This is a genomic window from Pseudomonas fortuita (genome assembly GCF_026898135.2).
GTDB lineage: Bacteria > Pseudomonadota > Gammaproteobacteria > Pseudomonadales > Pseudomonadaceae > Aquipseudomonas > Aquipseudomonas fortuita.
Window position 1 is genome coordinate 5,791,582 of the sequence record NZ_CP114035.2, and the last position, 23,667, is coordinate 5,815,248.

Below are 23,667 nucleotides of genomic sequence, written 5' to 3' on the forward strand. Positions count from 1 at the left end.
CGGGTTAACCGCCCCGCCCATCACCCAATATCAAAACTTTTTGATATTGGCCTTGCTAGGGCATCGATGCCTGTCTAGACTGCCGCCCCATGAACCTGCGTGCGCAATCAAACCCCGAGCAACACGAAACATTGGCCGCCTTGTGCAAAGCCAGTGGGGACGCGCTGCGCCTGAACGTATTGCGCGCCCTGGCCAACGACTCGTTCGGCGTGCTGGAGCTGGCGCAGATCTTCGACATCGGCCAGTCGGGCATGAGCCACCACCTGAAGGTGCTGGCCCAGGCCGAGCTGGTGGCAACGCGCCGCGAAGGCAACGCCATCTTCTATCGCCGCGCACTGCCCGACAGCCTGCGCCTGGGCGGTCGGCTGCATGCGGCGCTGCTCGAAGAAGTCGACGAGCTGGCCCTGCCGCCGGCCGTGCAGGCGCGAATAGCCCAGGTGCAACAACGCCGCGCGGTTACCAGCCAGGATTTCTTCCTGCGCGTGGAAGAGAAGTTTCGCGCACAGCAAGACCTGATCGCCGGGCTGCCGCAGTACCGCGAAAGCCTGCTGGCGCTGCTCGACAAACTGCATTTCGACCCGGCCGCCAGTGCCCTGGAGGTCGGCCCCGGGGACGGTGGCTTCCTCCCCGACCTGGCCCGGCGCTTCGCCCGGGTCACCGCGCTGGACAACAGCCCGACCATGCTCGAACTGGCGCGCCAGGTCTGCCAGCGCGAGGGGCTCGACAACGTGAACCTGCAGTTGGCCGATGCACTGGGTGCAACGGATGTGGCCGCCGACTGCGTTGTGCTGAACATGGTGCTGCACCATTTCAGCGATCCGGCCCTGGCCTTGCGCCAGCTGGCCAAGCGGGTGAAGGCAGGCGGCAGCCTGCTGGTCACCGAGTTGTGCAGCCATGACCAAGGGTGGGCGCGGGACGCCTGCGGCGACCTTTGGCTTGGCTTTGAACAGGACGACCTGGCCCGCTGGGCCAACGCTGCCGGGCTGGCCCATGGGGACAGCCTGTACGTGGGCTTGCGTAACGGTTTCCAGATCCAGGTCCGCCATTTCCAGCGGACGGCTGGCGACATACACCATCGGTAAATTTCAGGAACCTTCGAGATGAGCGAATACTCCCTTTTCACCTCCGAGTCCGTGTCCGAAGGGCATCCGGACAAGATCGCCGACCAGATTTCGGACGCCGTCCTTGATGCCATCATCGCCCAGGACAAATATGCCCGCGTAGCGTGCGAAACCCTGGTCAAGACCGGTGTCGCCATCATTGCCGGCGAAGTCACCACCTCGGCCTGGGTCGACCTGGAAGACCTGGTGCGCAAGGTCATCATCGACATCGGCTACAACAGCTCCGACGTCGGCTTCGACGGCGCCACCTGCGCCGTGATGAACATCATCGGCAAGCAGTCTGTGGACATCGCCCAGGGCGTGGACCGCTCCAAACCTGAAGACCAGGGCGCCGGTGACCAGGGCCTGATGTTCGGTTATGCCAGCAACGAAACCGAAGTACTGATGCCGGCACCGATCTGCTTCTCGCACCGTCTGGTTGAGCGCCAGGCCGAAGCGCGCAAGTCCGGCCTGCTGCCGTGGCTGCGCCCGGATGCGAAGTCGCAGGTCACCTGCCGCTACGAAAACGGCAAGGTGGTCGGTATCGACGCCGTGGTGCTGTCGACCCAGCACAACCCTGAAGTCTCGCAGAAAGACCTGCAAGAAGCCGTGATGGAACTGATCGTCAAGCACACCCTGCCTGCCGAGCTGCTGCACAAGGGCACCCAGTACCACATCAACCCGACCGGCAACTTCATCATCGGTGGCCCGGTGGGTGACTGTGGCCTGACCGGCCGCAAGATCATCGTCGACTCCTACGGCGGCATGGCCCGCCATGGTGGTGGTGCGTTCTCCGGCAAGGACCCGTCCAAGGTCGACCGTTCCGCCGCCTATGCCGGCCGCTACGTAGCCAAGAACATCGTTGCCGCCGGCCTGGCCGAGCGTTGCGAGATCCAGGTGTCGTACGCCATTGGCGTGGCCCAGCCGACCTCCATCTCGATCAACACCTTCGGTACCGGCAAGGTCTCCGACGACAAGATCATCCAGCTGGTGCGCGAGTGCTTCGACCTGCGTCCGTACGCCATCACCACCATGCTCGACCTGCTGCACCCGATGTACCAGGAAACCGCTGCCTACGGCCACTTCGGCCGCGAGCCGCAGCAGAAGACTGTCGGCGACGACACCTTCACCACCTTCACCTGGGAGCGCACCGACCGCGCCCAGTCGTTGCGTGACGCTGCCGGCCTGTAAGCTTCCTACAGCACCAGGCGAAAGCCCCTGCCGAGCAATCGGCAGGGGCTTTTTTGTGACATATCGGCTGACAATCGCGCGGCGGCAAGCGCCCGCGAACCTGCCTAGGCTGGAGGGCCCACCCGCCATGCAAGGATGCTGGCCATGCCGTATCTGCTGTTGTTCACCCTGCTATTTACGCTGAACGCCCCATTGGCCAGGGCTACCTCATGCCCTGACTGGAACCCGCAACAGGCCGAGGCCGAAGTTGCGCAGCTGCGCGCCACGCTCACCCGATGGGACGAAAACTACCATCGCCAGGGTGTTGCCCTGGTCGCCGATGAACTGTACGACCAAAGCCGCGAGCGCCTGAATCACCTGCAGCAGTGCTTCGCGGTTGGCAGCAGCCCCTCCCCTTTGGCCAGCGCTCGTGGCCCGGTAACCCACCCCGTGCCGCATACCGGCGTCGACAAGCTGGCAGACCGCCAGGCCGTAGCGCGATGGATGGCCGGCAAGACCGGCGTGTGGGTACAGCCCAAGGTCGACGGTGTTGCAGTTTCCCTCACTTACCAGCAGGGTCGATTGGTGCAGCTCACCAGCCGGGGTGACGGTGTACATGGCCATGACTGGAGCCGACACATTCCACAACTGGGCGCAGTCACCCGACAGTTGCCCATGCCGATTGACCTGCACTTGCAAGGTGAGCTGTATCTGCGCCTGAACGAACATATACAAGCCAAGGCAGGTAGCACCAACGCCCGCGGCACTGTGGCCGGGCTGCTCGCACGCAAGCAACTGACCGCCGAGCAAGGGGACACTATCGGCCTGTTCGTATGGGGCTGGCCGCAGGGCCCCGACCAGCAGGCCGAACGCCTCGCACAGCTCGCTCACCTGGGTTTCCCGGATAGCCAGCGTTACAGCATCGCCATCGACACGTTGGAAGATGCAACGCACTGGCGTGGGCACTGGTACAACTCCCCCCTGCCCTTCGCCACCGACGGCGTGATCCTGCGCCAGGGCCGCCGGCCGCCCGCCAAGCGCTGGCAGGCCAAGGCACCGTACTGGATCGCGGCCTGGAAATACCCCTATGTACAAGCCTTGGCCGAAGTGCGCGACGTGCGCTTTCGGGTTGGCCGCACCGGCAGGGTCACGCCCATTGTGCAGGTACAGTCGGTAACCCTCGATGACCGGCGCATTTCCCAGGTAAGCCTTGGCTCGCTGGCGCGCTGGCAAGCCTTGGACATCCGCCCCGGCGACCAGGTGGCCATCAGTCTTGCCGGGCTGACCATTCCACGCCTGGACCACGTCGTGCACAGCGCTGTCGAGCGCCAGCCACTGGCCGCGCCTGCACCCGACCAGCATCATGCCCACAGCTGCTGGCAGGCCAGCGAAGGCTGTGAAGAGCAATTCATTGCCCGGCTTACCTGGCTTGGCGGAAAACAAGGCCTGGCCTTGCCGCGTACCGGGCCCGGCACGTGGCGCCGGCTGGTCGAAGCGGGCTTGGTAACATCAATGACCGATTGGCTGCATCTTGATGCCGAGCGCCTGCAGCAGGTACCCGGCATAAGTAGCCTGACGGCCGCACAGCTGCTGGGCAGTTTCGACCAAGCACGCTCACGGCCATTCGATCTGTGGCTGCGCGGCATTGGCGCGCCCGTCAGCAAGCATCTGCAACTGACGGGCGACTGGGCAGAGCTGGCTTCACGCAGTGCCGGGCAATGGCAAACCGTGCCCGGCATTGGCGCAAAACGCTCGCGCCAACTTGTGGATTTCTTCGCGGCCCCTGAGGTGCAGGCCATTGCTGCACGGTTGGCGAAAACCGGCATAGAGGGGTTCCCCGCTAGCCCCCAGCGCATTGAGCAATGATTTTTTACCATTTAGCTCGTAGGAAAAACCCGAGATTCAAGCCGAAAACCTCACCAAGGGTTCCTAAATGGGCAAAACCAAGGCAGGATTTCCACCAACTTTTGCTGCCCCGCCCCGTTCAGGAGGCTTTTCATGAAACGCATTTCGACTCTTTTCCTGCTCGCATCACTGGGTTTGGCTGCGGGAGCTGTACAAGCGGCCCAGCCGGACCCAGGCCTGACCGGTTGCGCCGCCAAGCGCAGCGCCATCGAGAACCAGTTGAAAATCGCCCGCGACCACGGCAACAGCGACCAGGTCGCAGGGCTGGAGGAAGCACTGCGTGGCGTGGACAACTGCACCGACGCGAGCCTGCGCAAAGAGCGTGAGCAGAAGGTGCTGGATGCACGTCACGAAGTGGTGCAGCGGGAAAAAGACCTGAAGAAAGCCGAGAAAAAAGGCGACGCGGAGAAGATCAACAAGCGCAAGGACAAGCTTGCCGAATCGCGTAAAGAATTGCAGAAAGCGGTAGACGATCTGGATCACTGACAGCGATTTGCGTTGCCCTTACTGGCCTCATCGCCGGCAAGCCAGCTCCCACAGGTATCACACTGCCCTCAATTACTGCGCAGTACCTGTGGGGGCTGGCTTGCCGGCGATGAGGCCACAGCAGGTCATCAATGATTACGAAACTCGGTATGGCACGCCTTGCACGCCGCTTCGACCTTGTCCATCGGCGCTTTCAGCTGTGCAGCGTCCAGCGGCTGGCTGCGGCTGACATCGACCAGCTCGCCCGTAACGCTTTCCAGCTGCCGGGCCAGTTCATGAAAGCGCGCCTGGCGCTCCCATACCGCTGCGCGCGCGGCGCTATCACCGCCATCGCGTACCTCGGGGAAGTGCTGCCAGGGCTGGTGCGAAAGGCTGTCCAGCTTCAGCGCGCCATCGGCAAACTTCAGCCCGTCGAACGGCAGCCGGCCACGCAGCATACCGCCCAAGTCTTCGCTGGTCTTGAGCATGTCCTTGAAGATTACCTTGCGCTTGCCCAGCGGCGAGTTCGGGTCAACCCGGTCGCAACCGCTCAGGGCCAGGGCTGCCAGCAGAACAACGGTCAATCGCTTCAACATCACGCTCACTTCGGCCTACGCAAATGGGCGGCCAGTATCGCCGTCCAAGGGCCAAACACCAATAGCCACATAAAAAACAGGGGCGAATCTTCATGTTCGCCCATGACAGGAATGCACACATGACATCTGCCTTGCGCCACCTGGCCTGGACACTTCCGGTGCTGGCGTTGCTGGCCGGCTGCAACGGCGGCGAGACCGCCAAGCCCGAGCCCCACGCCATCGCCACTTATGCTCCGGCCACATTCAAAGACCTGCCCGCAGTCAGCGACGAAGACCTGCTGGCCGGTTTCTACGCCTGGCGCAACGGCTGTGAGAAACTCAAGCGCGACCCAGTGTGGGCCGCCACCTGCGAAGCGGCCGGCAACGCCACGGCGAGCGCCGCCCAGGTACGTACATTCCTTGAACAGAACCTGCAGGTATACGGCCTGCGCTCCGCCGAGAACAAGGCCAACGGCCTGATTACCGGCTACTACGAGCCGGTCTACCCCGGCAGCCTGAGCCAGTCAGCGACCAACCATGTGGCGGTCTACGGCATTCCTGATGACATGATCGTGGTCGACCTTGCCAGCGTGTACCCCGAACTCAAGGGTAAACGCCTGCGCGGCCGGCTTGATGGCCGGGTGCTCAAGCCATACGACACTGCCGAAGTGATCAACCGTAACGGCGTCAAGGCACCGGTGCTGGCCTGGCTGACCGACCCGATGGACCTGCAATTCCTGCAGATCCAGGGTTCTGGGCGGGTACAACTGGAAGACGGCCGTCAGCTGCGCCTGGGCTACGCCGATCAGAACGGCCACCCCTACCGGCCGATCGGCCGCTGGCTGGTGGAGCAGGGTCAGTTGAAAAAAGAAGACGTGAGCATGGGTGCCATTCATGCCTGGGCCCAGGCCAATCCGCAGCGAGTACCGGAACTGCTGGCCAGCAACCCCAGCTATGTGTTCTTCAGCACCCGCCCGGACAGTAACGAAGGCCCGCGCGGTTCGTTGAACGTACCGCTGACAGCGGGCTACAGCGTGGCCATCGACCGCAAGGTGATTCCGCTGGGCAGCCTGTTGTGGCTTTCCACCACGCGCCCGGACGGCTCGCCAGTGGTGCGCCCGGTGGGTGCGCAGGACACGGGAGGGGCGATTGCGGGTGAAGTGCGCGCCGACCTGTTCTGGGGCACCGGGCCGGAAGCCGGCGAGCTGGCGGGGAACATGAAGCAGCAGGGGCAGATCTGGATGCTCTGGCCTAAAGGCCAGCCACTACCTGAGGTACCTAAGGTCCTTTGATCGGCGGTGAATTCTTCGCGGGCTCGCCCGCGAAGCAGGCAACGCGGTTTCAGATGGAAACCACGAAGAACGACACGATAATTGCCAACCCGGCAAACCACACCAGCGAGCGCAAGGCCGCCCAATCGGCCAGGTAGCAGATGATGTAAAGCAAGCGGCTGGTGATGTACATCACCCCCAGCACATCCTGCGTCACCTGCTCGGCATTGCCGACAATATCCGCCACCAGTACCGCAGCAGCAAACGCCGGGAACGCCTCGTAGCCATTCTGCTGCGCCGCATGGGCCCGCCGCGGCAAGCCCGACAAGGTATCAAGGAAAGCGCGCGGGTCGTGATTGTCCTTGAGGCCAAACCGGCCGCTGGCCACTTTGGCGATCAAGGCACACAGCGGGTTCAGCATCAGCGCGATCAGGATGCACCACAGGGCAACGGTCATGCTCAGGACTCCTTGTTCGAAAATAGGTTAGAGCTTCATCACCAGCATGCCTGCAAGGACCAGCCCGCAAGCTAGGAGTCTTGGCCCGCCAAAAGGTTCTTTGAGGTAACGCATACCCAGCAACACCACCAGGATCACGCTCAACTCCCGCAACGCAGCCGCCTCGGCCACCGACCCCAGGTGCATGGCCCACAACACCAGCGCATAACTGAACAACACGCAGAGCCCTACCGCCAGGCCCAGGCGCCATTGCGTTCGCCAGAACAGGGCGAACGGAGCCCGCCGCGCCACCCCGGCCAGCAGCGGGAATTGCCAGGCACTGAGCAGAGTCAGCCACACCAGGTAATCCCACGGTTTGCCCCATAAGCGCACCGCCTGGCCGTCAAACCAGGTGTAACAGCCGATGCACAGACCGATCAGGGCGACCACCGGCAGCATCGACCAGGGCAGCCGGTCACCGCCACCGCCCTGCCATAACAGGCAAGCCATGCCACAAGGGATCAGCAAGATGCCGATGATCTGCTGCTGGCTAAGCGACTCCCCGGCAAAGGCCAAGGTCAAGCCCAGCACCACTAACGGTGACAGCCCGCGCATCAGAGGATAGACCAGCCCCAGGTCGCCCACGCGGTAGGCCTTGATCAGCAGATAGCGGTACAGCTGCTCGGCCAGCGCCGAGGCAACCAACCAGGGCCATATTTCCGCCGGCGGCACATCGACGAAGGCGACCGCCAGCACCGCGAACACCAGGGCCACCGTGTCCATGCTGGCGATCACCAGCAAGCGCTCGCCGCTGAATTTGATCAGGGTATTCCAGGTCGCATGCAGCAGGGCGGCGACCAGCACCAGGGATGTTGCCAACACGCCTTCTTATCCTTAATGGCTTTTTTATTGCTGTGAATATATAGCGTTCAGGGGCCGCTGTGCGGCCCCCTTACATGGGAACGATTGGAACGAATCCGGTCAAAGCTTGTGTCCCGAACCCCGTGCCAGGTCATCAAAGAACTGCCCGAGCCATTCGGGTAACGACTTGGAAGCCACTGTCACAGGATTCGGGATGCTTGAATTAGTTGCCGCGTTTATCTGCCTCACCACCCTCCTCACCTATGTAAATTACCGTTTCATCGGCCTGCCGCCCGCCATCGGTGTGATGGTCACGGCACTGCTGTTCTCCCTGATACTGCAGGGCCTTAGCCTGATCGGCTTCCCTGGCCTGGAAGAGCGCGTCGAAGGGCTGATGAACCAGATCGATTTCAACGACCTGTTGATGCACTGGATGCTGGCGTTCCTGCTGTTTGCCGGCGCCTTGCACGTGAACCTCAGCGATTTGCGCAGTTACCGCTGGCCGATCGGGTTGCTCGCAACGATTGGGGTGCTGATCGCCACCGTGGTCATCGGCTACCTGTCGCACTGGGTATTCGCGATGTTTGGCTGGCAAGTGCCGCTGATCTACTGCCTGCTGTTCGGTGCGCTCATCTCGCCCACCGACCCGATTGCCGTGCTGGGCGCGCTGCGTACCGCCAACGCCTCCAAACCGCTCAAAACCACCATCGTCGGCGAGTCGCTGTTCAACGACGGCACTGCGGTAGTGGTGTTCACCGTGTTGCTGGGCATCATCCAGCTGGGTGAAACGCCGAGCATGACCGACACGGCGATCCTGTTCGCCCGCGAGGCCATCGGTGGCGTGGTGTTTGGTGGCCTGATCGGCTACGCCACCTACCGCATGATCAAGAGCATCGAGCAGTACCAGGTGGAAGTCATGCTGACCCTGGCGCTGGTCATCGGTGGCTCGGCCATGTGCTACGAGCTACACGTTTCGGCGCCGATCGCCATGGTGGTGGCCGGCCTGATCATCGGCAACCTGGGACGCAACCTGGCGATGAACGACATGACCCGTCGCTACATGGACGGTTTCTGGGAGCTGATCGATGACATGCTCAATGCCCTGCTGTTCGCACTGATCGGCCTGGAGCTGTTGCTGCTGCCGTTCAACTGGATGCACCTGGCGGCCGGCAGCGTGCTGGCGCTGGCGGTGCTGCTGTCGAGGCTACTGACCGTGGCCCCGGCCATCGTCCTGCTGCGCCGCTGGCGCCCGGTGCCCAAAGGCACGGTGCGGGTGCTGACCTGGGGTGGCCTGCGTGGCGGGGTGTCGGTGGCCCTGGCGCTGTCGCTGCCACTGGGCGAGGAGCGTGACCTGCTGCTGTCGATCACCTACATCGTGGTGTTGTCGTCGATCCTGGTGCAGGGCTTGAGCATCGGGCGAGTGGTGCGCAAGGTCAGCGCCCAGCCTTGAGATTGCCGGGGCCGCTTTGCGGCCACTCACGGCACAAGGCCGCTCCCACAGCGAGAATGCGACTTCCTGTGGGCGCGGCCTTGTGTCGCGATGGGCTGCGGAGCAGCCCCAGAAAATCACTCGACTGCCGAATCCGGGAACTGGTCCTGGACATACTTGATCTCGGTGCGCCCGTGCGCTGCCGGCAAGCCGTCGTCACCGAGGTTGACGAACACCATCTTGTCGACGGTAAGAATGCTCTTGCGGGTGATCTTGTTGCGCACTTCGCACTTGAGGGTGATCGACGTGCGGCCGAATTCGGTGGCAGTAATGCCCAGTTCGATGATGTCACCCTGACGCGAAGCACTGACGAAGTTGATTTCGGAAATGTACTTGGTCACTACACGCTGGTTGCCCAGCTGGACGATGGCGTAGATGGCCGCCTCTTCGTCGATCCAGCGCAACAGGCTGCCACCGAACAGGGTGCCATTAGGGTTGAGGTCTTCGGGTTTAACCCACTTGCGGGTGTGAAAGTTCATCTTTGCTCCTGACCTGCTTGGCTAACGTGTAGCAATGATGGCAGAGCGGCTGCCTTCGCTCCATTGAACATCGACTATCGTCGCGATTAATCGACGGAAAACCTTGGGCAAGCTGCCGGGGGCGGCTATAATCTGCGCCGCTTCACATGGTTGCCCACAGCGGTGCCATGCCCGCCACCTGTCCGAGGGGCGCTGCAGCAGGCTAGGCCTGTCAGGCTCGGATGGGGCGTTGCTCGCTCTCGCGGGCGCTTAACGCACAACGGCGCCCATTCGCACACTACGAATGGAGGCTCTCATGAGCGCTGCAAACATGCCTGCTGGTTTTACCGATTACAAAGTCGCTGACATCTCCCTGGCCGCCTGGGGCCGTCGCGAAACCATCATTGCCGAATCGGAAATGCCTGCGCTGATGGGCCTGCGTCGCAAGTACCTGGCCGAGCAACCGCTCAAGGGTGCGAAGATCCTGGGCTGCATCCACATGACCATCCAGACTGCCGTGCTGATCGAAACCCTGGTTGCCCTGGGTGCCGAAGTGCGCTGGTCGTCCTGCAACATCTTCTCTACTCAAGACCAGGCCGCCGCTTCGATCGCCGCCGCCGGTATCCCGGTATTCGCCTGGAAAGGTGAAACCGAAGAAGAGTACGAGTGGTGCCTGGAGCAGACCATCCTCAAGGATGGCCAGCCATGGGACGCCAACATGATCCTCGACGACGGTGGTGACCTGACCGAGCTGCTGCACAAGAAATACCCGCAAGTGCTGGACCGCGTGCACGGTGTAACCGAAGAGACCACCACTGGCGTGCATCGCCTGCTGGACATGCTGGCCAAGGGCGAGCTGAAAGTCCCGGCGATCAACGTCAACGACTCGGTCACCAAGAGCAAGAACGACAACAAGTATGGCTGCCGTCACAGCCTGAACGACGCCATCAAGCGTGGTACCGACCACCTGCTGTCGGGCAAGCAAGCGCTGGTGATCGGCTACGGTGACGTGGGCAAGGGCTCGGCCCAGTCCCTGCGTCAGGAAGGCATGATCGTCAAGGTCACCGAAGTTGACCCGATCTGCGCCATGCAGGCCTGCATGGACGGCTTCGAGCTGGTCTCGCCGTTCATCGACGGTATCAACGACGGCACCGAAGCCAGCATCGACAAGGCCCTGCTGGGCAAGATCGACCTGATCGTCACCACCACCGGTAACGTCAACGTCTGCGATGCCAACATGCTCAAGGCCCTGAAGAAGCGTGCCGTGGTCTGCAACATCGGCCACTTCGACAATGAGATCGATACCGCCTTCATGCGCAAGAACTGGGCCTGGGAAGAGGTCAAGCCGCAGGTGCACAAGATCCACCGCACCGGCGCTGGCAGCTTCGACCCGCAGAACGACGACTACCTGATCCTGCTGGCAGAAGGCCGCTTGGTCAACCTGGGTAACGCCACTGGCCACCCAAGCCGCATCATGGACGGTTCGTTCGCCAACCAGGTGCTGGCACAAATCTTCCTGTTCGAGCAGAAGTACGCCGACCTGTCGGCCGAGCAGAAAGCCGAGCGCCTGACCGTTGAAGTACTGCCGAAGAAACTCGACGAAGAAGTGGCCCTGGAAATGGTCCGCGGCTTCGGCGGCGTGGTCACCAAGCTGACCAAGCAGCAAGCCGACTACATCGGCGTGACCGTCGAAGGCCCGTTCAAGCCGCACGCCTACCGCTACTAAGTAGTCGCAGGCAACGCTTCGCAACGATGCCCAAGCCAGGCCGGCCCACACCGCCCTGGCTTTTACTTGCAACCTGCCGCTTGAAGCAGGCTGCTTGAGGAACGAGTGATGTCACAAGAACGCCGCTACAGTTTCGAGTTCTTCCCGACCAAGACCGACGCCGGTCACGAAAAGCTGATGGGCGTCGCTCGCCAGCTGGCCACCTACAACCCGGACTTCTTCTCCTGCACCTACGGTGCCGGTGGCTCGACCCGCGACCGCACGCTGAACACCGTGCTGCAGCTGGAGAGCGAAGTGAAGGTACCGGCCGCACCGCACCTGTCGTGCGTGGGCGACTCCAAGGACGACCTGCGCGCCTTGCTGGCGGAATACAAGGCTGCCGGCATCAAGCGCATCGTCGCCCTGCGTGGCGACCTGCCCTCCGGCATGGGCATGGCCAGTGGTGAACTGCGCTACGCCAGCGACCTGGTCGAGTTCATTCGCCAGGAAACCGCTGACCACTTTCACCTGGAAGTGGCCGCCTACCCCGAAATGCACCCGCAGGCTCGTAATTTTGAAACCGACCTGGCCAACTTCGTGCACAAGGTCAAGGCGGGCGCCGACAGCGCCATCACCCAGTACTTCTTCAACGCCGACAGCTACTTCTACTTCGTCGAGCGCGCACAGAAGCTGGGCGTGGACATCCCGGTGGTACCCGGCATCATGCCGATCACCAACTACAGCAAGCTGGCGCGCTTCTCCGACGCCTGTGGCGCCGAAATCCCGCGCTGGATCCGCAAGCAGCTGGAAGCCTATGCCGACGACACCGCCAGCATCCAGGCATTCGGCGAAGAAGTGATTACCCGCATGTGCGAACAGCTGCTGCAAGGCGGCGCACCGGGCCTGCACTTCTACACGTTGAACCAGGCCGACCCAAGCCTGGCGATCTGGAACAACCTGAAGCTGCCGCGCTGAAACTTTTTGGCAAAGTCTGCTTAAGAAATGATTAAGGCTTTGGTCATAGACTAAAGCCTTAATCATTTTCGGGTATACAGGTCTTGCCAGCCATGCAGCATCCCCAGCCATCGCGCCCACAGCTTGTCTACCTGGCTTTTGGCCCGGCAACCTATCATCAGGAAGCCTGCTTCAGCATTGTCAGCGCCCTCGCCCACTTGGGGACGACAGCAGCCGATGCCATTGGCATCCAGGTGTACACCGACAACCCACAGCCCTACGCCAAGCTGCCCGTCACTGTCCACTTGCTGGACGAAGCCACGCGCCAGGCATGGAACGCTCCTCACGGTTATCATTTTCGCAGCAAGCATGTGCTGCTTCGCCAGGTGCTACAACAACACCCGCTGGCAGTGCTGATCGACACCGATACCTTCTTCCGCACATCGCCGCTGCACCTGTTCGCCCGAGTGGCCCCAGGCAAGCTGCTGTGCAATGCCATCGGCCCGCGCTATGGCGCAAACCAGAAGTGCCTGCTGTACCGGAACCTGCTGTCCATCCTGCAAACCCGGGGCCTGGCCGACTGCCAGATGCCACTGGTCAACTCTGGGGTAATTGGCCTCACAGCCGAGGACGCCGGCACCCTGGACCGCTCCATCGACATGATGGACGAGTTCTACCCCTTGGCTCGCGAGGCCTATACCCTTGAGGAGTTCTGCCTGGCAGTGGCGGCATACCGCAAACTGGAGGTGGCCGAGTGTACCGACGTCATCCACCACTACTGGAGCCGCAAAGCCCAGTTCCGTGCCAAGATCCAAGCCTGGCTGCGCAAGCACGGCCACGACCCATTGGGCGGCGAAGCGCTGGCTGACGTTGCGTTGGTCAACGACCAACTGCCGCGCCCCCCTACCCTGCACCGCTTGGGTTACAAGGCACTGAGCCTGACCCTGCCCAGCCACGAGCGCCAGTTTGCGCGCGAATTGCTCTATGGCTGCTACCCCTATCCCAATGAATTCGACCGCGCCTGCGCGCCGGCCTGGTGGGACAAAGCCCTGGAAAACCTCCATGCACGCCATGGCCGTATGGCACCCGAGCGGCTACGTCAATGCCTGCGTCACCCGGGGCTGCGGTTGTCGCTGGGCGAACGGCGCAAAGATGTCGAGGCATATTTGCTGAGGTCTTCCCAGGCTTGAGCAGCCCTGTGCTGGCCTTGAATCGGCCGAGCGCGTAATCTGCGGCCATGCCACTCGTCGCCCGCCTGTTCTGGATCCTGCTGCTCGCCTGCCTGAGCCCGTTGGCTCTGGGCGAGCGCCTGCGCCTGGTATCCGATGACTGGGCGCCCTACATTTATCAGCACGAGGGCCAGCCCCTCGGTATCGACTACGAAGTCACCACCGAGGTATTCAAACGCCTTGGGGTTGAGGTGGAATGGCAGTTCCTGCCATGGAAGCGCTGCCTGGCAATGATCGAGAAAGGCTTGGCCGACGGTATTCTGGACATCTTCCAGAGCGAGACGCGGCGGCCCTATCTGGTGTACGCCCCCGAGCCCATGTCGGAGGTCGAGTTCGTGCTGTTTCAGGCCCGCGCACGCCGCCATGCCGTGGCCGGGTTCAAGGACCTGGCGGGCCTCACCGTCGGCACCTCGCCCGGCTACGCCTATGGCGACGCGTTCAACCAGGCGACCCATTTTCGGCGTGAAGCCGCGCCAACGCAGGAAGCCAACTTCGGCAAACTGCTGCTGGGCCGTATCGACCTGGCAATCACCGACCGCGTGGTCGGGCATTACCTGATTCGCCGTCTGGGCCTTGAACAACAAGTCGAGGAACTCCCGCTGGCAATCAGCCGCCAAGCCCAGTACCTGGGGTTGGTGCGCAAGCCAGGGCGCGAAACACTGGCCCTGGCCTTTGCCGAAGAACTGCAGCGGTTCAAGCACGAACCGGCCTTTGCCGCCATCAGCCACCGTTACACAGGCGACATCGGAAACATTCTCAACGCCGTTGAGCAGCAGGAAAGCAGCACAGCGCGATAGCTCTGCTATACTCGGGCCTTCCCGCCCGGCTCACGCCCGGACGCTCGGCCTCGTAACAGGCATCCCGATCGGCACCGACGCACCTTCGCGTCACCCTCCGTTTCCCGGATGTGCAGTGAAAGCCCAGCTGGACCGGACGCGATCGCATCCCACCGATGCCCGTCGCGCCAGGCAGAACATCCCAACGGGCCCAGCCCACACGAGAACAGGATCGCCCATGTCCTTTGCTTCCCTCGGTCTCTCCGAGGCTCTTGTCCGCGCTATCGAGGCTGCGGGCTATACCCAGCCGACCCCCGTGCAACAGCGGGCGATTCCCGCCGTGTTGCAAGGCCGCGACCTGATGGTTGCCGCTCAGACAGGTACTGGTAAAACCGGCGGCTTCGCCCTGCCGATTCTCGAGCGCCTGTTCCCCGCCGGTCACCCCGACAAGTCGCAGCGCCACGGCCCTCGCCAGCCTCGCGTGCTGGTCCTGACCCCAACCCGGGAGCTGGCAGCCCAGGTGCACGACAGCTTCAAGGTCTATGCCCGTGACCTGCCACTGGTCAGCGCCTGCGTCTTCGGCGGCGTTGGCATGAACCCGCAAGTCCAGGCGATTGCCAAGGGCGTTGACGTGCTGGTTGCCTGCCCGGGCCGCCTGCTCGACCTGGCCGGCCAAGGCAAGGTCGACCTGGCCCATGTCGAAATCCTGGTGCTCGACGAAGCCGACCGCATGCTCGACATGGGCTTCATCCACGACGTCAAGAAGGTACTGGCGCGCCTGCCATCCAAGCGCCAGAACCTGCTGTTTTCGGCCACCTTCTCCAAGGACATCACCGACCTCGCCGACAAGCTCCTGCATAACCCGGAGCGTATCGAGGTCACGCCGCCGAACACCACTGTCGAACGTATCGAGCAGCGTGTCTATCGCCTGCCTGCCAGCCACAAGCGTGCGCTGCTGGCACACCTGATCACCCTGGGTGCCTGGGAACAGGTACTGGTGTTTACCCGTACCAAGCACGGCGCCAACCGTCTGGCCGAGTACCTGGAAAAGCAAGGCCTGACCGCTGCCGCGATTCACGGTAACAAGAGCCAGAACGCCCGCACCAAGGCCCTGGCCGACTTCAAGGCCAACAGCGTCCGCGTACTGGTCGCCACCGACATCGCTGCCCGCGGCCTGGACATCGACCAGTTGCCCCACGTGGTCAACTTTGAGCTGCCGAATGTTGAGGAAGATTACGTGCACCGCATCGGCCGTACTGGCCGCGCCGGTCGCTCGGGCGAGGCCATTTCGCTGGTCGCGCCAGATGAAGAGAAGTTGCTCAAGAGCATCGAGCGGGTCACCCGGCAGAAGATCGCGGACGGCGACCTGATGGGCTTCGACGCCAGCCAGGTAGAAGCCGAAAAACCGGAAGTACGCGAACGCCCGCAGAACAACGGCCGTGGCGGTCGCAACCAGCCACGCGGCGAAGGTGGCAAAGACGCCAACGGTGGCCGCAAGGACAAAGGCAAGGATAAAGGCAAGGCCAAGCAGCCAGCGGCCGGCAAGCCTGCAGACAAGGAAAAGTCCGGCGACAAGCCGCAGCAGCGCAAGCCGCGTGACAACAAGCCGCGCCAGCAGCAGGCCAGCCAGAACAGCGTGCCCAAGCCGCCAGCCGACCGTGCCCCGGATGAGTTCCTGGATGACGAAGTCGACAACTTCGGTAACCGCGCCGATTACGTCAGCCCGTACCAAGGCAAGAACCAGGGACGTAACCGTCGTCCTGGCGGTGGTACTGGTGCAGGCCAGAGCCAAGGAGGTGCTGCCCCGCGTAGCAACGGTGGCGGTGGTCAGGCTCGCAACGGCGGCCAGCCACGCACTGCAAACGGTGAGAAGCGCCCGCCGCGCAATAACAACGGTGGTGGTGCTCGCCGTGATGGCGGTGGCCGTGGCCGCCCGGCCCGTGACGATGCTGCCCGGCAAGAGCCGGCCGTGCGCAACACGCGCCAGCCGGAAAAACAGCCGGTGATCATCCGCAAGGAGTCCAAGCTCGACCGTTTCCCGACGCCTGAGCAACTGGATGATCTGCCGAGCCGCCCGCGCGGTGAGCGTCCCGCCCTGTTGACCCGAAAAGGTTAAGCCAGAGGCAGCCTGTAGCGGCCCTGTCAGGGCCCTGAACGGGAAAAGAAAACGCCGCCCTATGGGCGGCGTTTTCTATTGCCAAGGCAATGCTTACTTCTGCTTCACACCTTCAACACTGATATCCAGGTCGAGGGTCTGCGAAGTCGGGCCTGGGCCTTTGATACCGAAGTCGTTCAGGTTAAGGGTGGTGGTGGCGTTGAAACCAGCACGCTCACCACCCCATGGGTCCTTGCCTTCACCGTTGAAGGTAGCCTTGAAGGTGACCGGCTTGGTCACGCCGTGCAGGGTCAGGTCGCCGGTCACGTCAGCAGTCTTGTCGCCAGTCGACTTGACGGCGGTGGAGACGAACTTGGCTTCAGGATACTTCTTCACGTCGAGGAAGTCGGCGCTGGCGATGTGCTTGTCACGCTCGGCATGGTTCGACCACAGGCTGGCGGTTTTCAGGTCGACGCTGATCTTGCTGGCTTCAGGCTTGGCGCTATCCCAGGTGAAGTTGCCGTCGAAATCCTTGAAGGTACCGTGAATAAAGCTGTAACCCAGGTGGCTGATCTTCCAGTCGACAAACGCGTGCTGGCCTTCCTTGTCGATCTTGTACTCGGCAGCCATGACCTGGCCGGCGGAAAGCAGAGCGGTACCGAGCGCCAGAGCGGCAAAAGTCTTTTTCAACATCCTTATTTCCTTCCTATGCAATTGAGGTTGAGAGTCAAGCTTTGCGGCCCAACATGCGGGTCAGGGTCGCGTCACGGTCGATGAAATGGTGCTTGAGCGCTGCCAGGCCATGCAGCACGGCAAAAATCACCAGGCCCCAGGCAAGCCACAGATGAATCACGCCAGCCACATCTGCCTGATCAGGCAGGTCGCTGACCAGTGCCGGTACTTCGAACAGGCCAAACACCGGAATGCCGACGCCGTCAGCGGTAGAAATCAGGTAACCGGCAGCCATCACCGCAAACAGGCCAAGGTACAGCGCCAGATGGCCCAGCTTGGCCGCTAGCCGTGTGGCCGCGCCGTGGTTGGCAGGTGCCGGTGGTGGCGGGCTGATGAAACGCCAGACTACCCGCAACAGCATCACCGCCAGCAGCACCAGGCCGATGCTCTTGTGCAGGTCCGGGCCGGCCTTGCGCCAAGGGCTGTAGTAGTCGAGGCCGACCATCCACAGGCCGAGGCCGAACAGGCCGAAAACTGCCAGCGCCACGCCCCAGTGCAGGATGATGCTGACCACGCCGTAGCGAGAAGGTGAATTGCGCAGTTGCATGTTGGCGTGTTTCTCCGTGGAAGCTGTGCACAGACTAACGCGTAACGTATCGAATAAAAGCGGAAAAAATTGCTTCGGATTATCGATAAATCCGATATGTATTGTGTAAGCTTCCCATTAAGGAAACATTAACGATAGTCGGGGAGAACATCGGCAACAAGCAAGCTGCTGTGGAAGCGGGCTTGTTCCGCGAAGGAGGGCACGCGGTGTCTGGCACCGGCTTTGCCGGTGTTCGCGGGGCAAGCCCGCTCCCACAGAGTCCCCGCTAACTCAGGGAGTTAGCGTGACTCTGAGGGAGCAGCCAGCACCTTCGATCAATCAGCCAGCCTTGGCCTGGTTATTGACCACAGGTTTCTTGGTCGGCTCGGATTTGGCTGTCGCCTTCTTGGTTTCGGCAGGCTTGGGAGCTGGCTTGTGCGCCGGGGCATGCTTGGACGGGGCGGCCTTGGTTGCCGCAGGCTTGGCAGCCGGTTCCTTGGCTACAGGCGCAGGCGCTGCCGGGGCCGGCGCGGCCTGTGGAGCAGGCGCAGGTGCCGGCGCCACTTCCTCAGCTTTGGCGATTGGCTCAGCCTTCACCTCTGGCGCTTGCGCCCCACCGAACAGGCGTTTGAAGAAGCCTGGCTTGTCCTGCTTGGCCTCTTCGGGCTGCTTAGGCTCAGCTTTGACCGGCGCCTTGTCAGCCTTGTCGCCCTTATCGGACGAACCACCAAACATATTGGAGAAGAACCCGCCCTTGCTGTCCTTGGTGGCCGCTGCACCGGCTGCCGCTGCCGCCGCAACCGGCACCGCCTTGGCGGGGTCGAACGACTTGCCGGCCAGCAGGTCCTGCGCCTGGCTGGCCGCACGCTGGCCACTGCGCAGGGCGCCTTCCAGGGTGCCTGGGTACAGGGCGTCGGTGTGCTCACCGGCAAAGGTGATGCGCTGCACTGGGCGCTCCCACAGGCGCCAGTACTTGCTGATCTGCCCTGGGCCATAGGCCAGGTACGCGCCGCCAGTACCAGCATCGGTGCTGTAGCGCTTCACCTCGTAACCGGTAAAGGCACCGCGGGCTTGCGGGTAGAACGCATGCAGGCGGATCAGCACCTGGTCGACCATCTGCTTGTCGCCAAACGCCTGCAGCAGGCGGGCATTGTCGCCGGAAAGGTTGATCACCACGTTGGCGCCGCCCTTGAGCGCCGGCTCGATCCACAGCATGCCGAGGCCGGTATTACTGAAGATTTCGCCCGACATGCGCGCGCGGCTTTCCCACACGGGCTTCTTGAACTTGAGCATCAGCTGGTCGCGCCAGCCATAATTGGTGCCTTTGAGCGCCGCCAGGTGCTGGTTGTCCAGGCCCGGAGTCATCTGGATCTTGGCCAGGGCGCGCAGTGGTACGGCCATGACCAGGTAATCCGCCTGGTAGCCGACACTGCCAACTTTGACCGTTACACCATCCTTGTCCTGGACGATGGCAGTGACAGGTGAGCTGGTCTTGATGGTCTTCAGCTGCTTGACGAAGGCCTGGGCCAGCACCGGGCTGCCACCGGGCAGGCGCGCGGCACGCAGGTCGCGGTCGCTGACACCACGGTACACTCGGTTCTGCTGGGCGAAATACAGCAGCGACAGACGCGACGGCTCATCGTAACGGGTACGGATCTGCTGGTTGATCAGCTGACGGGCAGTGGCCGGCAGTTGCAGTTTGTCCAGCCAGGTGGAGACGTTGATCTGGTCGAGTGCGAACAGCGTGCTGGTTGCCTGCGGGTTCAGCGGGTCATCGATCGAACGGGCCAAGTCATCGAGGGTTTTCTCGTAGCGCTTGAGCGCTTCGGCGGTAGCCGGTTGCTTGGTGGCCAGGTCGGTGGCGCTGAAGTACTCACCGTCGATGAGGTAACCAGGGGTACGCACGAACTCCGGTGCCGCCAGTGTTTCAAGCTTGAAACGGTCCAGGTAATGGTTGAGCACCGGCTGCGCCTTGGCATTGCCGATCCACTCGCTGGTGGCCAGGCCCGAACGCCCACCCATGCCCGATTTGGCCTCCAGCAGGGTCACCTGCCAGCCTTTGTCCTGCAGCTCATAGGCTGCCGTCAGGCCAGCCAGGCCGCCACCCACGACAATCGCCGTGGGCGTCTTGTCCTTTGCCAGCGCGGCGCCGCTGGTGACACCAATCAATACCAACGCGCACAGGCGCACCCAAGCAGCAGCCATGTCGGCGAACTCCGAGTCAGAGGTTACAGAAACAGGGAGAGGCAGGAATGCCCCGAGAGAGATGCGTTAAGAATACGTCAGCTCCGCCGGCCCTGCCAGCGCAGTGACATCAAGTCCTTTTGGCAACTGACATTTTTGCCAGTAGCCATGTCACACGGCGGCAGGCGAAGCTGGCGAAACTGGCCAGAAGCCCCGCCAGGAGGGCATGCGCATGATCTTCGAGGAGCACTTCCAACACGTCGAACGGCAGTTTCTATGGCACAAAAAAACGCTTCATACAGCCTCCGGCCTAAGTATCCGCTCCAACAGCACCTCTTGGACCGGCTTTCATGAAGCGTTCAAGGGTGAAGACGGTACCGAACTGGTCATCGGTGAACACAGCGACGTAGAGATCGTCTTCGCCCAGGAAGTCGAGTGCCTGCGCCTGGAATACTACGTAGTCAGCGACTTTCTCTGCGACGACCTGCACATGCTGTTCGATGCTGAAAGGGTTGATTACGACCTGGTCGCCCCGGTCCCGCGCACCTTTTACTGGCTCACAGTGGAAGGCAGCGGGTTTAGCGACCTGCGCCCCGGCCCCATTGCCACGTACCCCTACCACCAGGTGATCGACGGCCCCTTCCGCCGCCTGACCATCTCCACTTCGCAGGCCGGAACCGTGCACATCCGCAGGCTGGAATGGACCGGCACCCAACGTCATTGAAAGGCAGCGGTTGTCCTGCCCTGCGGCATTGCTTAGGCTTACGCGGTCGAACCACGCCGCAAAGCCAGGAGAAGTGCCCATGGGCCTCAACGATCAGTGGATGCAACGTGACCTCAAGGTCCTGTGGCACCCCTGTACCCAGATGAAAGACCACGAGCAGCTGCCGCTGATCCCGATCAAGCGCGGCGAAGGCGTGTGGCTTGAGGACTTCGAAGGCAAGCGCTACCTGGACGCGGTGAGCAGCTGGTGGGTCAATGTGTTCGGCCACGCCAACCCGCGCATCAACCAGCGCATCAAGGACCAGGTCGACCAACTGGAGCACGTGATCCTGGCCGGTTTCAGCCATCAGCCGGTAATCGAGCTGTCCGAGCGCCTGGTGGCCATGACCCCGGCCGGCCTTGACCGGGTGTTCTACGCCGACAACGGCTCGTCGTGTATCGAAGTGGCGCTGAAGATGAGCTTCCACTACTGGCAGAACGTCGGCAAGCCGGGCAAGAAGCGCTTCGTCACTCTGACCAACAGCTACCACGGCGAAACCATCGCCGCCATGTCGGTAGGTGATGTGCCGCTGTTCACCGAAACCTACAAGGCGTTGCTGCTGGACACGATCAAGGTGCCTAGCCCCGACTGCTACCTGCGCCCCGAAGGCATGAGCTGGGAGGAGCATTCGCGCAACATGTTCGCCGCCATGGAGCAGATCCTGGCCGAACACCACGCCTCGATCAGCGCCGTGATCGTCGAGCCGCTGATCCAGGGTGCCGGCGGCATGCGCATGTACCACCCGGTGTACCTCAAGCTGCTGCGCGAGGCCTGCGACCGCTATGACGTGCACCTGATCCACGACGAAATCGCCGTGGGCTTTGGCCGCACCGGCACGATGTTCGCCTGCGAACAGGCCGGTATCCGCCCGGACTTCCTGTGCCTGTCCAAGGCCCTGACCGGTGGCTACCTGCCGCTGGCCGCCTGCCTGACCACCGACAAGGTCTACCAGGCGTTCTATGACGACTACCCGACCCTGCGCGCGTTCCTGCACTCGCACAGCTACACCGGCAACCCGCTGGCTTGTGCTGCGGCGCTGGCGACTCTGGATATCTTCGAGCAGGACAACGTGATCGAAGCCAACAAGGCCCTGGCCACGCGCATGGCCACCGCCACTGCGCACCTGGCCGAGCATGCTCACGTTGCCGAAATCCGCCAGACCGGCATGGCCCTGGCTATCGAAATGGTTCAGGACAAGGCTGGCAAGGTGGCCTACCCCTGGCAGGAGCGTCGCGGCCTGAAGGTGTTCGAGCATGCCCTGACCCGCGGCGCCTTGCTGCGGCCGCTGGGCAGCGTGGTGTACTTCCTGCCACCGTACGTGATCACCCCTGAGCAGATCGATTTCCTTGCCGAGGTCGCCAGCGAAGGCATCGACATCGCCACCCGCGACAGCGTCAGTGTTGCCGTGCCGGCCAACTTCCACCCCGATTTCCGCGACCCGGGCTAGCCCGGCAATTCGCCACACCACTTTTCCTGTGGGTGCGAGCGTGCTCGCGAACAAGGGCGAAGCCCTTGCCAGGCACCGCAGCGCCTGATTCGCGGGCACGCCCGCTCCCACAGGGGATCTGTGTCTCTCTATTTACCGAGCAAACCCATGAGATTGTCCCGCTTCTTCATCGACGCCCCCCTGAGCCTTGGCGAGCACGACCTGCCTGAAGCCCAGGCCCACTACATCGGCCGCGTACTGCGCATGGCCCCCGGCGACGCCGTGCAGCTATTCGACGGCAGCGGCCAGGAATACCTCGGTCAGCTGCTTGAAGTGGGCAAGAAAACCGTACGCGTCAACCTTGACCGGGCCATTGCCGGCCAGGCCGATTCACCGCTGCACGTGCACCTCGGCCAAGGCCTGTCCCGCGGCGAGCGTATGGATTGGGCGATCCAGAAGGCCACCGAGCTGGGCGCCAATGCAATCACCCCGATCGTCAGCGAGCGCTGCGAAGTGCGCCTGAAAGACGAGCGCGCCGACAAGCGCCTGGCCCATTGGCGGCAAGTGGCAATCAGCGCCTGTGAACAATGCGGTCGTTCTACCTTGCCGGTCATCCACCCACCCGTGACCCTGGCCGAATGGCTGGGCAGCACCAAGGCGGACCTGAAACTGGTCCTGCACCCGGTGGCCGAGCCGCTTACCAGCCACGAAAAACCTGCGACCCTGGCGTTTCTGATCGGCCCCGAAGGCGGCCTGAGCGAGGCCGAAGTCGAGCAGGCCAAAGCGTCCGGCTTCCACGCCGCCCGCCTCGGCCCGCGCGTGCTGCGCACTGAAACTGCGCCCGTTGTGGCGCTGTCGGTGGCACAGCAACTGTGGGGCGACTTTTGACTAGAGCACGTAGAACGACACCGCCACGAAATGCAGCAGGCTGCCGGTAATCACGAACAGGTGCCAGATGCCGTGAGCGTGGCGCAAGCGGCTGTCGAGCGCGAAGAAGATGATGCCCACGGTGTAGAACACCCCGCCGGCGGCCAACCAGGCAAAGCCGGCGCTGCCCAGCGATTGCAGCAACGGTTTCACTGCCACCAGCACGATCCAGCCCATCACGGCATAAATGATGATCGACAGGATCCGCGCCTCGGAACGCGGCTTGATCTCTTGCAGCATACCGATCACCGCCAGCCCCCAGACCACGCCGAACAGGCTCCAGCCCCAGGGGCCGCGCAGGCTGACCAGGCAGAATGGCGTGTAACTGCCAGCGATCAGCAGGTAGATAGAAAGGTGATCGAGCTTGCGCATGATTACCTTGGCCCGCCCGCGGGTGCTGTGGTACAGGGTGGAAATGCTGTACAGCAACAGCAGGGTGCTGCCGTAGATGGAGAAACTGACGATCTTCCACGGGTCCCCTTGCAGGCCCGCGACCACGATCAGCCAGATGGCACCGATACAGGCCAGGACAGCACCGACCAGGTGGGTCCAGGCATTGAAGCGTTCACCGTAATACATGCAAACACAGACCTCTTCAGGTGGGCTGGGTTCCTGATGTG

General features: G+C 62.6%; 22 protein-coding genes and 1 riboswitch. Of the genes, 14 read left to right on the forward strand and 8 right to left on the reverse strand.

Going from position 1 to position 23,667, the window contains the following annotated elements; genetic code table 11:
• The first annotated feature begins 89 nt into the window (after positions 1-89).
• The 4 genes from OZ911_RS26475 to OZ911_RS26490 all read left to right on the forward strand — a co-directional run bounded on the left by OZ911_RS26475 (position 90) and on the right by OZ911_RS26490 (position 4,661).
• The gene (locus tag OZ911_RS26475; RefSeq protein WP_016489515.1) at positions 90-1,082 is read left to right on the forward strand and encodes an ArsR/SmtB family transcription factor; all 993 of its coding nucleotides are present in this window, start codon (positions 90-92) and stop codon (positions 1,080-1,082) included.
• An 18-nt stretch (positions 1,083-1,100) separates the two neighbouring features.
• Positions 1,101-2,291: a methionine adenosyltransferase gene (metK, locus tag OZ911_RS26480; protein WP_016489516.1), complete on the forward strand. Its 1,191-nt coding sequence runs from the start codon at positions 1,101-1,103 to the stop codon at positions 2,289-2,291.
• A gap of 144 nt (positions 2,292-2,435) precedes the next feature.
• Positions 2,436-4,136: an NAD-dependent DNA ligase LigB gene (gene ligB / locus OZ911_RS26485; protein WP_031311600.1), complete on the forward strand. Its 1,701-nt coding sequence runs from the start codon at positions 2,436-2,438 to the stop codon at positions 4,134-4,136.
• Between the two features lie 132 nt (positions 4,137-4,268).
• Entirely contained in the window at positions 4,269-4,661 is a 393-nt protein-coding gene (locus OZ911_RS26490) for a DUF1090 domain-containing protein (protein ID WP_023046978.1), read from the forward strand.
• A gap of 128 nt (positions 4,662-4,789) precedes the next feature.
• Here the strand turns inward: OZ911_RS26490 and OZ911_RS26495 are convergent, their stop codons facing one another.
• The gene (locus OZ911_RS26495; protein WP_016489519.1) at positions 4,790-5,236 is read right to left on the reverse strand and encodes a c-type cytochrome; all 447 of its coding nucleotides are present in this window, start codon (positions 5,234-5,236) and stop codon (positions 4,790-4,792) included.
• A gap of 119 nt (positions 5,237-5,355) precedes the next feature.
• On the opposite strand from OZ911_RS26495, the gene mltA reads away from it, so the two are divergent.
• Positions 5,356-6,507 (forward strand): murein transglycosylase A, encoded by a 1,152-nt coding sequence (gene mltA, locus OZ911_RS26500; RefSeq protein ID WP_023046977.1) that lies wholly within the window; start codon positions 5,356-5,358, stop codon positions 6,505-6,507.
• A gap of 49 nt (positions 6,508-6,556) precedes the next feature.
• Here the strand turns inward: mltA and OZ911_RS26505 are convergent, their stop codons facing one another.
• Positions 6,557-6,943: an MAPEG family protein gene (locus tag OZ911_RS26505; RefSeq protein WP_016489521.1), complete on the reverse strand. Its 387-nt coding sequence runs from the start codon at positions 6,941-6,943 to the stop codon at positions 6,557-6,559.
• A 27-nt stretch (positions 6,944-6,970) separates the two neighbouring features.
• Positions 6,971-7,804, reverse strand: coding sequence for a DMT family transporter (locus tag OZ911_RS26510; RefSeq protein WP_016489522.1), 834 nt, complete (start codon positions 7,802-7,804; stop codon positions 6,971-6,973).
• 193 nt (positions 7,805-7,997) lie between these two features.
• Here OZ911_RS26510 and OZ911_RS26515 point away from each other — a divergent pair, with 193 nt between their 5' ends.
• A complete protein-coding gene (locus OZ911_RS26515) occupies positions 7,998-9,233 on the forward strand; it encodes a cation:proton antiporter (protein ID WP_023046976.1) in 1,236 nt (411 codons plus the stop codon).
• A gap of 116 nt (positions 9,234-9,349) precedes the next feature.
• On the opposite strand, the gene OZ911_RS26520 is transcribed toward OZ911_RS26515, so the two are convergent.
• Positions 9,350-9,751 (reverse strand): acyl-CoA thioesterase, encoded by a 402-nt coding sequence (locus OZ911_RS26520; RefSeq protein ID WP_016489524.1) that lies wholly within the window; start codon positions 9,749-9,751, stop codon positions 9,350-9,352.
• Between the two features lie 178 nt (positions 9,752-9,929).
• A riboswitch (S-adenosyl-L-homocysteine riboswitch) is annotated at positions 9,930-10,026 on the forward strand.
• A gap of 20 nt (positions 10,027-10,046) precedes the next feature.
• Between OZ911_RS26520 and ahcY the strand changes: the two genes are divergently transcribed.
• The 5 genes from ahcY (at position 10,047) to rhlE2 (ending at position 16,510) form a co-directional block, all read left to right on the forward strand.
• Positions 10,047-11,456: an adenosylhomocysteinase gene (ahcY, locus tag OZ911_RS26525; protein WP_016489525.1), complete on the forward strand. Its 1,410-nt coding sequence runs from the start codon at positions 10,047-10,049 to the stop codon at positions 11,454-11,456.
• Between the two features lie 108 nt (positions 11,457-11,564).
• The gene (gene metF / locus OZ911_RS26530; protein WP_023046975.1) at positions 11,565-12,410 is read left to right on the forward strand and encodes a methylenetetrahydrofolate reductase [NAD(P)H]; all 846 of its coding nucleotides are present in this window, start codon (positions 11,565-11,567) and stop codon (positions 12,408-12,410) included.
• Between the two features lie 92 nt (positions 12,411-12,502).
• Complete coding sequence (locus tag OZ911_RS26535) at positions 12,503-13,579, forward strand: hypothetical protein (protein ID WP_023046974.1); 1,077 nt, start codon at positions 12,503-12,505, stop codon at positions 13,577-13,579.
• A gap of 47 nt (positions 13,580-13,626) precedes the next feature.
• Complete coding sequence (locus OZ911_RS26540) at positions 13,627-14,415, forward strand: substrate-binding periplasmic protein (protein ID WP_016489528.1); 789 nt, start codon at positions 13,627-13,629, stop codon at positions 14,413-14,415.
• 217 nt (positions 14,416-14,632) lie between these two features.
• Positions 14,633-16,510, forward strand: coding sequence for an RNA helicase RhlE2 (rhlE2, locus tag OZ911_RS26545; protein ID WP_016489529.1), 1,878 nt, complete (start codon positions 14,633-14,635; stop codon positions 16,508-16,510).
• A 93-nt stretch (positions 16,511-16,603) separates the two neighbouring features.
• Here the strand turns inward: rhlE2 and OZ911_RS26550 are convergent, their stop codons facing one another.
• From OZ911_RS26550 to OZ911_RS26560, 3 genes are all read right to left on the reverse strand, one after another.
• Entirely contained in the window at positions 16,604-17,182 is a 579-nt protein-coding gene (locus OZ911_RS26550) for a YceI family protein (RefSeq protein WP_016489530.1), read from the reverse strand.
• 34 nt (positions 17,183-17,216) lie between these two features.
• The gene (locus tag OZ911_RS26555) at positions 17,217-17,768 is read right to left on the reverse strand and encodes a cytochrome b (protein WP_023046973.1); all 552 of its coding nucleotides are present in this window, start codon (positions 17,766-17,768) and stop codon (positions 17,217-17,219) included.
• Between the two features lie 318 nt (positions 17,769-18,086).
• Entirely contained in the window at positions 18,087-19,952 is a 1,866-nt protein-coding gene (locus OZ911_RS26560; RefSeq protein ID WP_070086477.1) for a flavin monoamine oxidase family protein, read from the reverse strand.
• A 211-nt stretch (positions 19,953-20,163) separates the two neighbouring features.
• Here OZ911_RS26560 and OZ911_RS26565 point away from each other — a divergent pair, with 211 nt between their 5' ends.
• The 3 genes from OZ911_RS26565 (at position 20,164) to OZ911_RS26575 (ending at position 23,008) form a co-directional block, all read left to right on the forward strand.
• Positions 20,164-20,655, forward strand: coding sequence for a hypothetical protein (locus OZ911_RS26565; protein WP_016489533.1), 492 nt, complete (start codon positions 20,164-20,166; stop codon positions 20,653-20,655).
• 79 nt (positions 20,656-20,734) lie between these two features.
• Positions 20,735-22,141 (forward strand): adenosylmethionine--8-amino-7-oxononanoate transaminase, encoded by a 1,407-nt coding sequence (locus tag OZ911_RS26570; protein ID WP_016489534.1) that lies wholly within the window; start codon positions 20,735-20,737, stop codon positions 22,139-22,141.
• A gap of 147 nt (positions 22,142-22,288) precedes the next feature.
• On the forward strand, positions 22,289-23,008 hold the full coding sequence (locus OZ911_RS26575; protein WP_023048334.1) for a 16S rRNA (uracil(1498)-N(3))-methyltransferase: 720 nt from the start codon (positions 22,289-22,291) through the stop codon (positions 23,006-23,008).
• On the opposite strand, the gene trhA is transcribed toward OZ911_RS26575, so the two are convergent.
• Entirely contained in the window at positions 23,009-23,626 is a 618-nt protein-coding gene (gene trhA, locus OZ911_RS26580) for a PAQR family membrane homeostasis protein TrhA (RefSeq protein ID WP_070086476.1), read from the reverse strand.
• Positions 23,627-23,667: the final 41 nt, after the last annotated feature.

Excerpts from the sequence above, each read along its gene's own strand:
- OZ911_RS26475 (WP_016489515.1), top strand. The coding sequence starts at position 90 with ATGAACCTGCGTGCGCAATCAAACCCCGAGCAACACGAAACATTGGCC.
- metK (WP_016489516.1), top strand. The coding sequence starts at position 1,101 with ATGAGCGAATACTCCCTTTTCACCTCCGAGTCCGTGTCCGAAGGGCAT.
- ligB (WP_031311600.1), top strand. The coding sequence starts at position 2,436 with ATGCCGTATCTGCTGTTGTTCACCCTGCTATTTACGCTGAACGCCCCA.
- OZ911_RS26490 (WP_023046978.1), top strand. The coding sequence starts at position 4,269 with ATGAAACGCATTTCGACTCTTTTCCTGCTCGCATCACTGGGTTTGGCT.
- OZ911_RS26495 (WP_016489519.1), bottom strand. The coding sequence starts at position 5,236 with ATGTTGAAGCGATTGACCGTTGTTCTGCTGGCAGCCCTGGCCCTGAGC.
- mltA (WP_023046977.1), top strand. The coding sequence starts at position 5,356 with ATGACATCTGCCTTGCGCCACCTGGCCTGGACACTTCCGGTGCTGGCG.
- OZ911_RS26505 (WP_016489521.1), bottom strand. The coding sequence starts at position 6,943 with ATGACCGTTGCCCTGTGGTGCATCCTGATCGCGCTGATGCTGAACCCG.
- OZ911_RS26515 (WP_023046976.1), top strand. The coding sequence starts at position 7,998 with ATGCTTGAATTAGTTGCCGCGTTTATCTGCCTCACCACCCTCCTCACC.
- OZ911_RS26520 (WP_016489524.1), bottom strand. The coding sequence starts at position 9,751 with ATGAACTTTCACACCCGCAAGTGGGTTAAACCCGAAGACCTCAACCCT.
- ahcY (WP_016489525.1), top strand. The coding sequence starts at position 10,047 with ATGAGCGCTGCAAACATGCCTGCTGGTTTTACCGATTACAAAGTCGCT.
- metF (WP_023046975.1), top strand. The coding sequence starts at position 11,565 with ATGTCACAAGAACGCCGCTACAGTTTCGAGTTCTTCCCGACCAAGACC.
- OZ911_RS26535 (WP_023046974.1), top strand. The coding sequence starts at position 12,503 with ATGCAGCATCCCCAGCCATCGCGCCCACAGCTTGTCTACCTGGCTTTT.
- OZ911_RS26540 (WP_016489528.1), top strand. The coding sequence starts at position 13,627 with ATGCCACTCGTCGCCCGCCTGTTCTGGATCCTGCTGCTCGCCTGCCTG.
- rhlE2 (WP_016489529.1), top strand. The coding sequence starts at position 14,633 with ATGTCCTTTGCTTCCCTCGGTCTCTCCGAGGCTCTTGTCCGCGCTATC.
- OZ911_RS26550 (WP_016489530.1), bottom strand. The coding sequence starts at position 17,182 with ATGTTGAAAAAGACTTTTGCCGCTCTGGCGCTCGGTACCGCTCTGCTT.
- OZ911_RS26555 (WP_023046973.1), bottom strand. The coding sequence starts at position 17,768 with ATGCAACTGCGCAATTCACCTTCTCGCTACGGCGTGGTCAGCATCATC.
- OZ911_RS26560 (WP_070086477.1), bottom strand. The coding sequence starts at position 19,952 with ATGGCTGCTGCTTGGGTGCGCCTGTGCGCGTTGGTATTGATTGGTGTC.
- OZ911_RS26565 (WP_016489533.1), top strand. The coding sequence starts at position 20,164 with ATGATCTTCGAGGAGCACTTCCAACACGTCGAACGGCAGTTTCTATGG.
- OZ911_RS26570 (WP_016489534.1), top strand. The coding sequence starts at position 20,735 with ATGGGCCTCAACGATCAGTGGATGCAACGTGACCTCAAGGTCCTGTGG.
- OZ911_RS26575 (WP_023048334.1), top strand. The coding sequence starts at position 22,289 with ATGAGATTGTCCCGCTTCTTCATCGACGCCCCCCTGAGCCTTGGCGAG.
- trhA (WP_070086476.1), bottom strand. The coding sequence starts at position 23,626 with ATGTATTACGGTGAACGCTTCAATGCCTGGACCCACCTGGTCGGTGCT.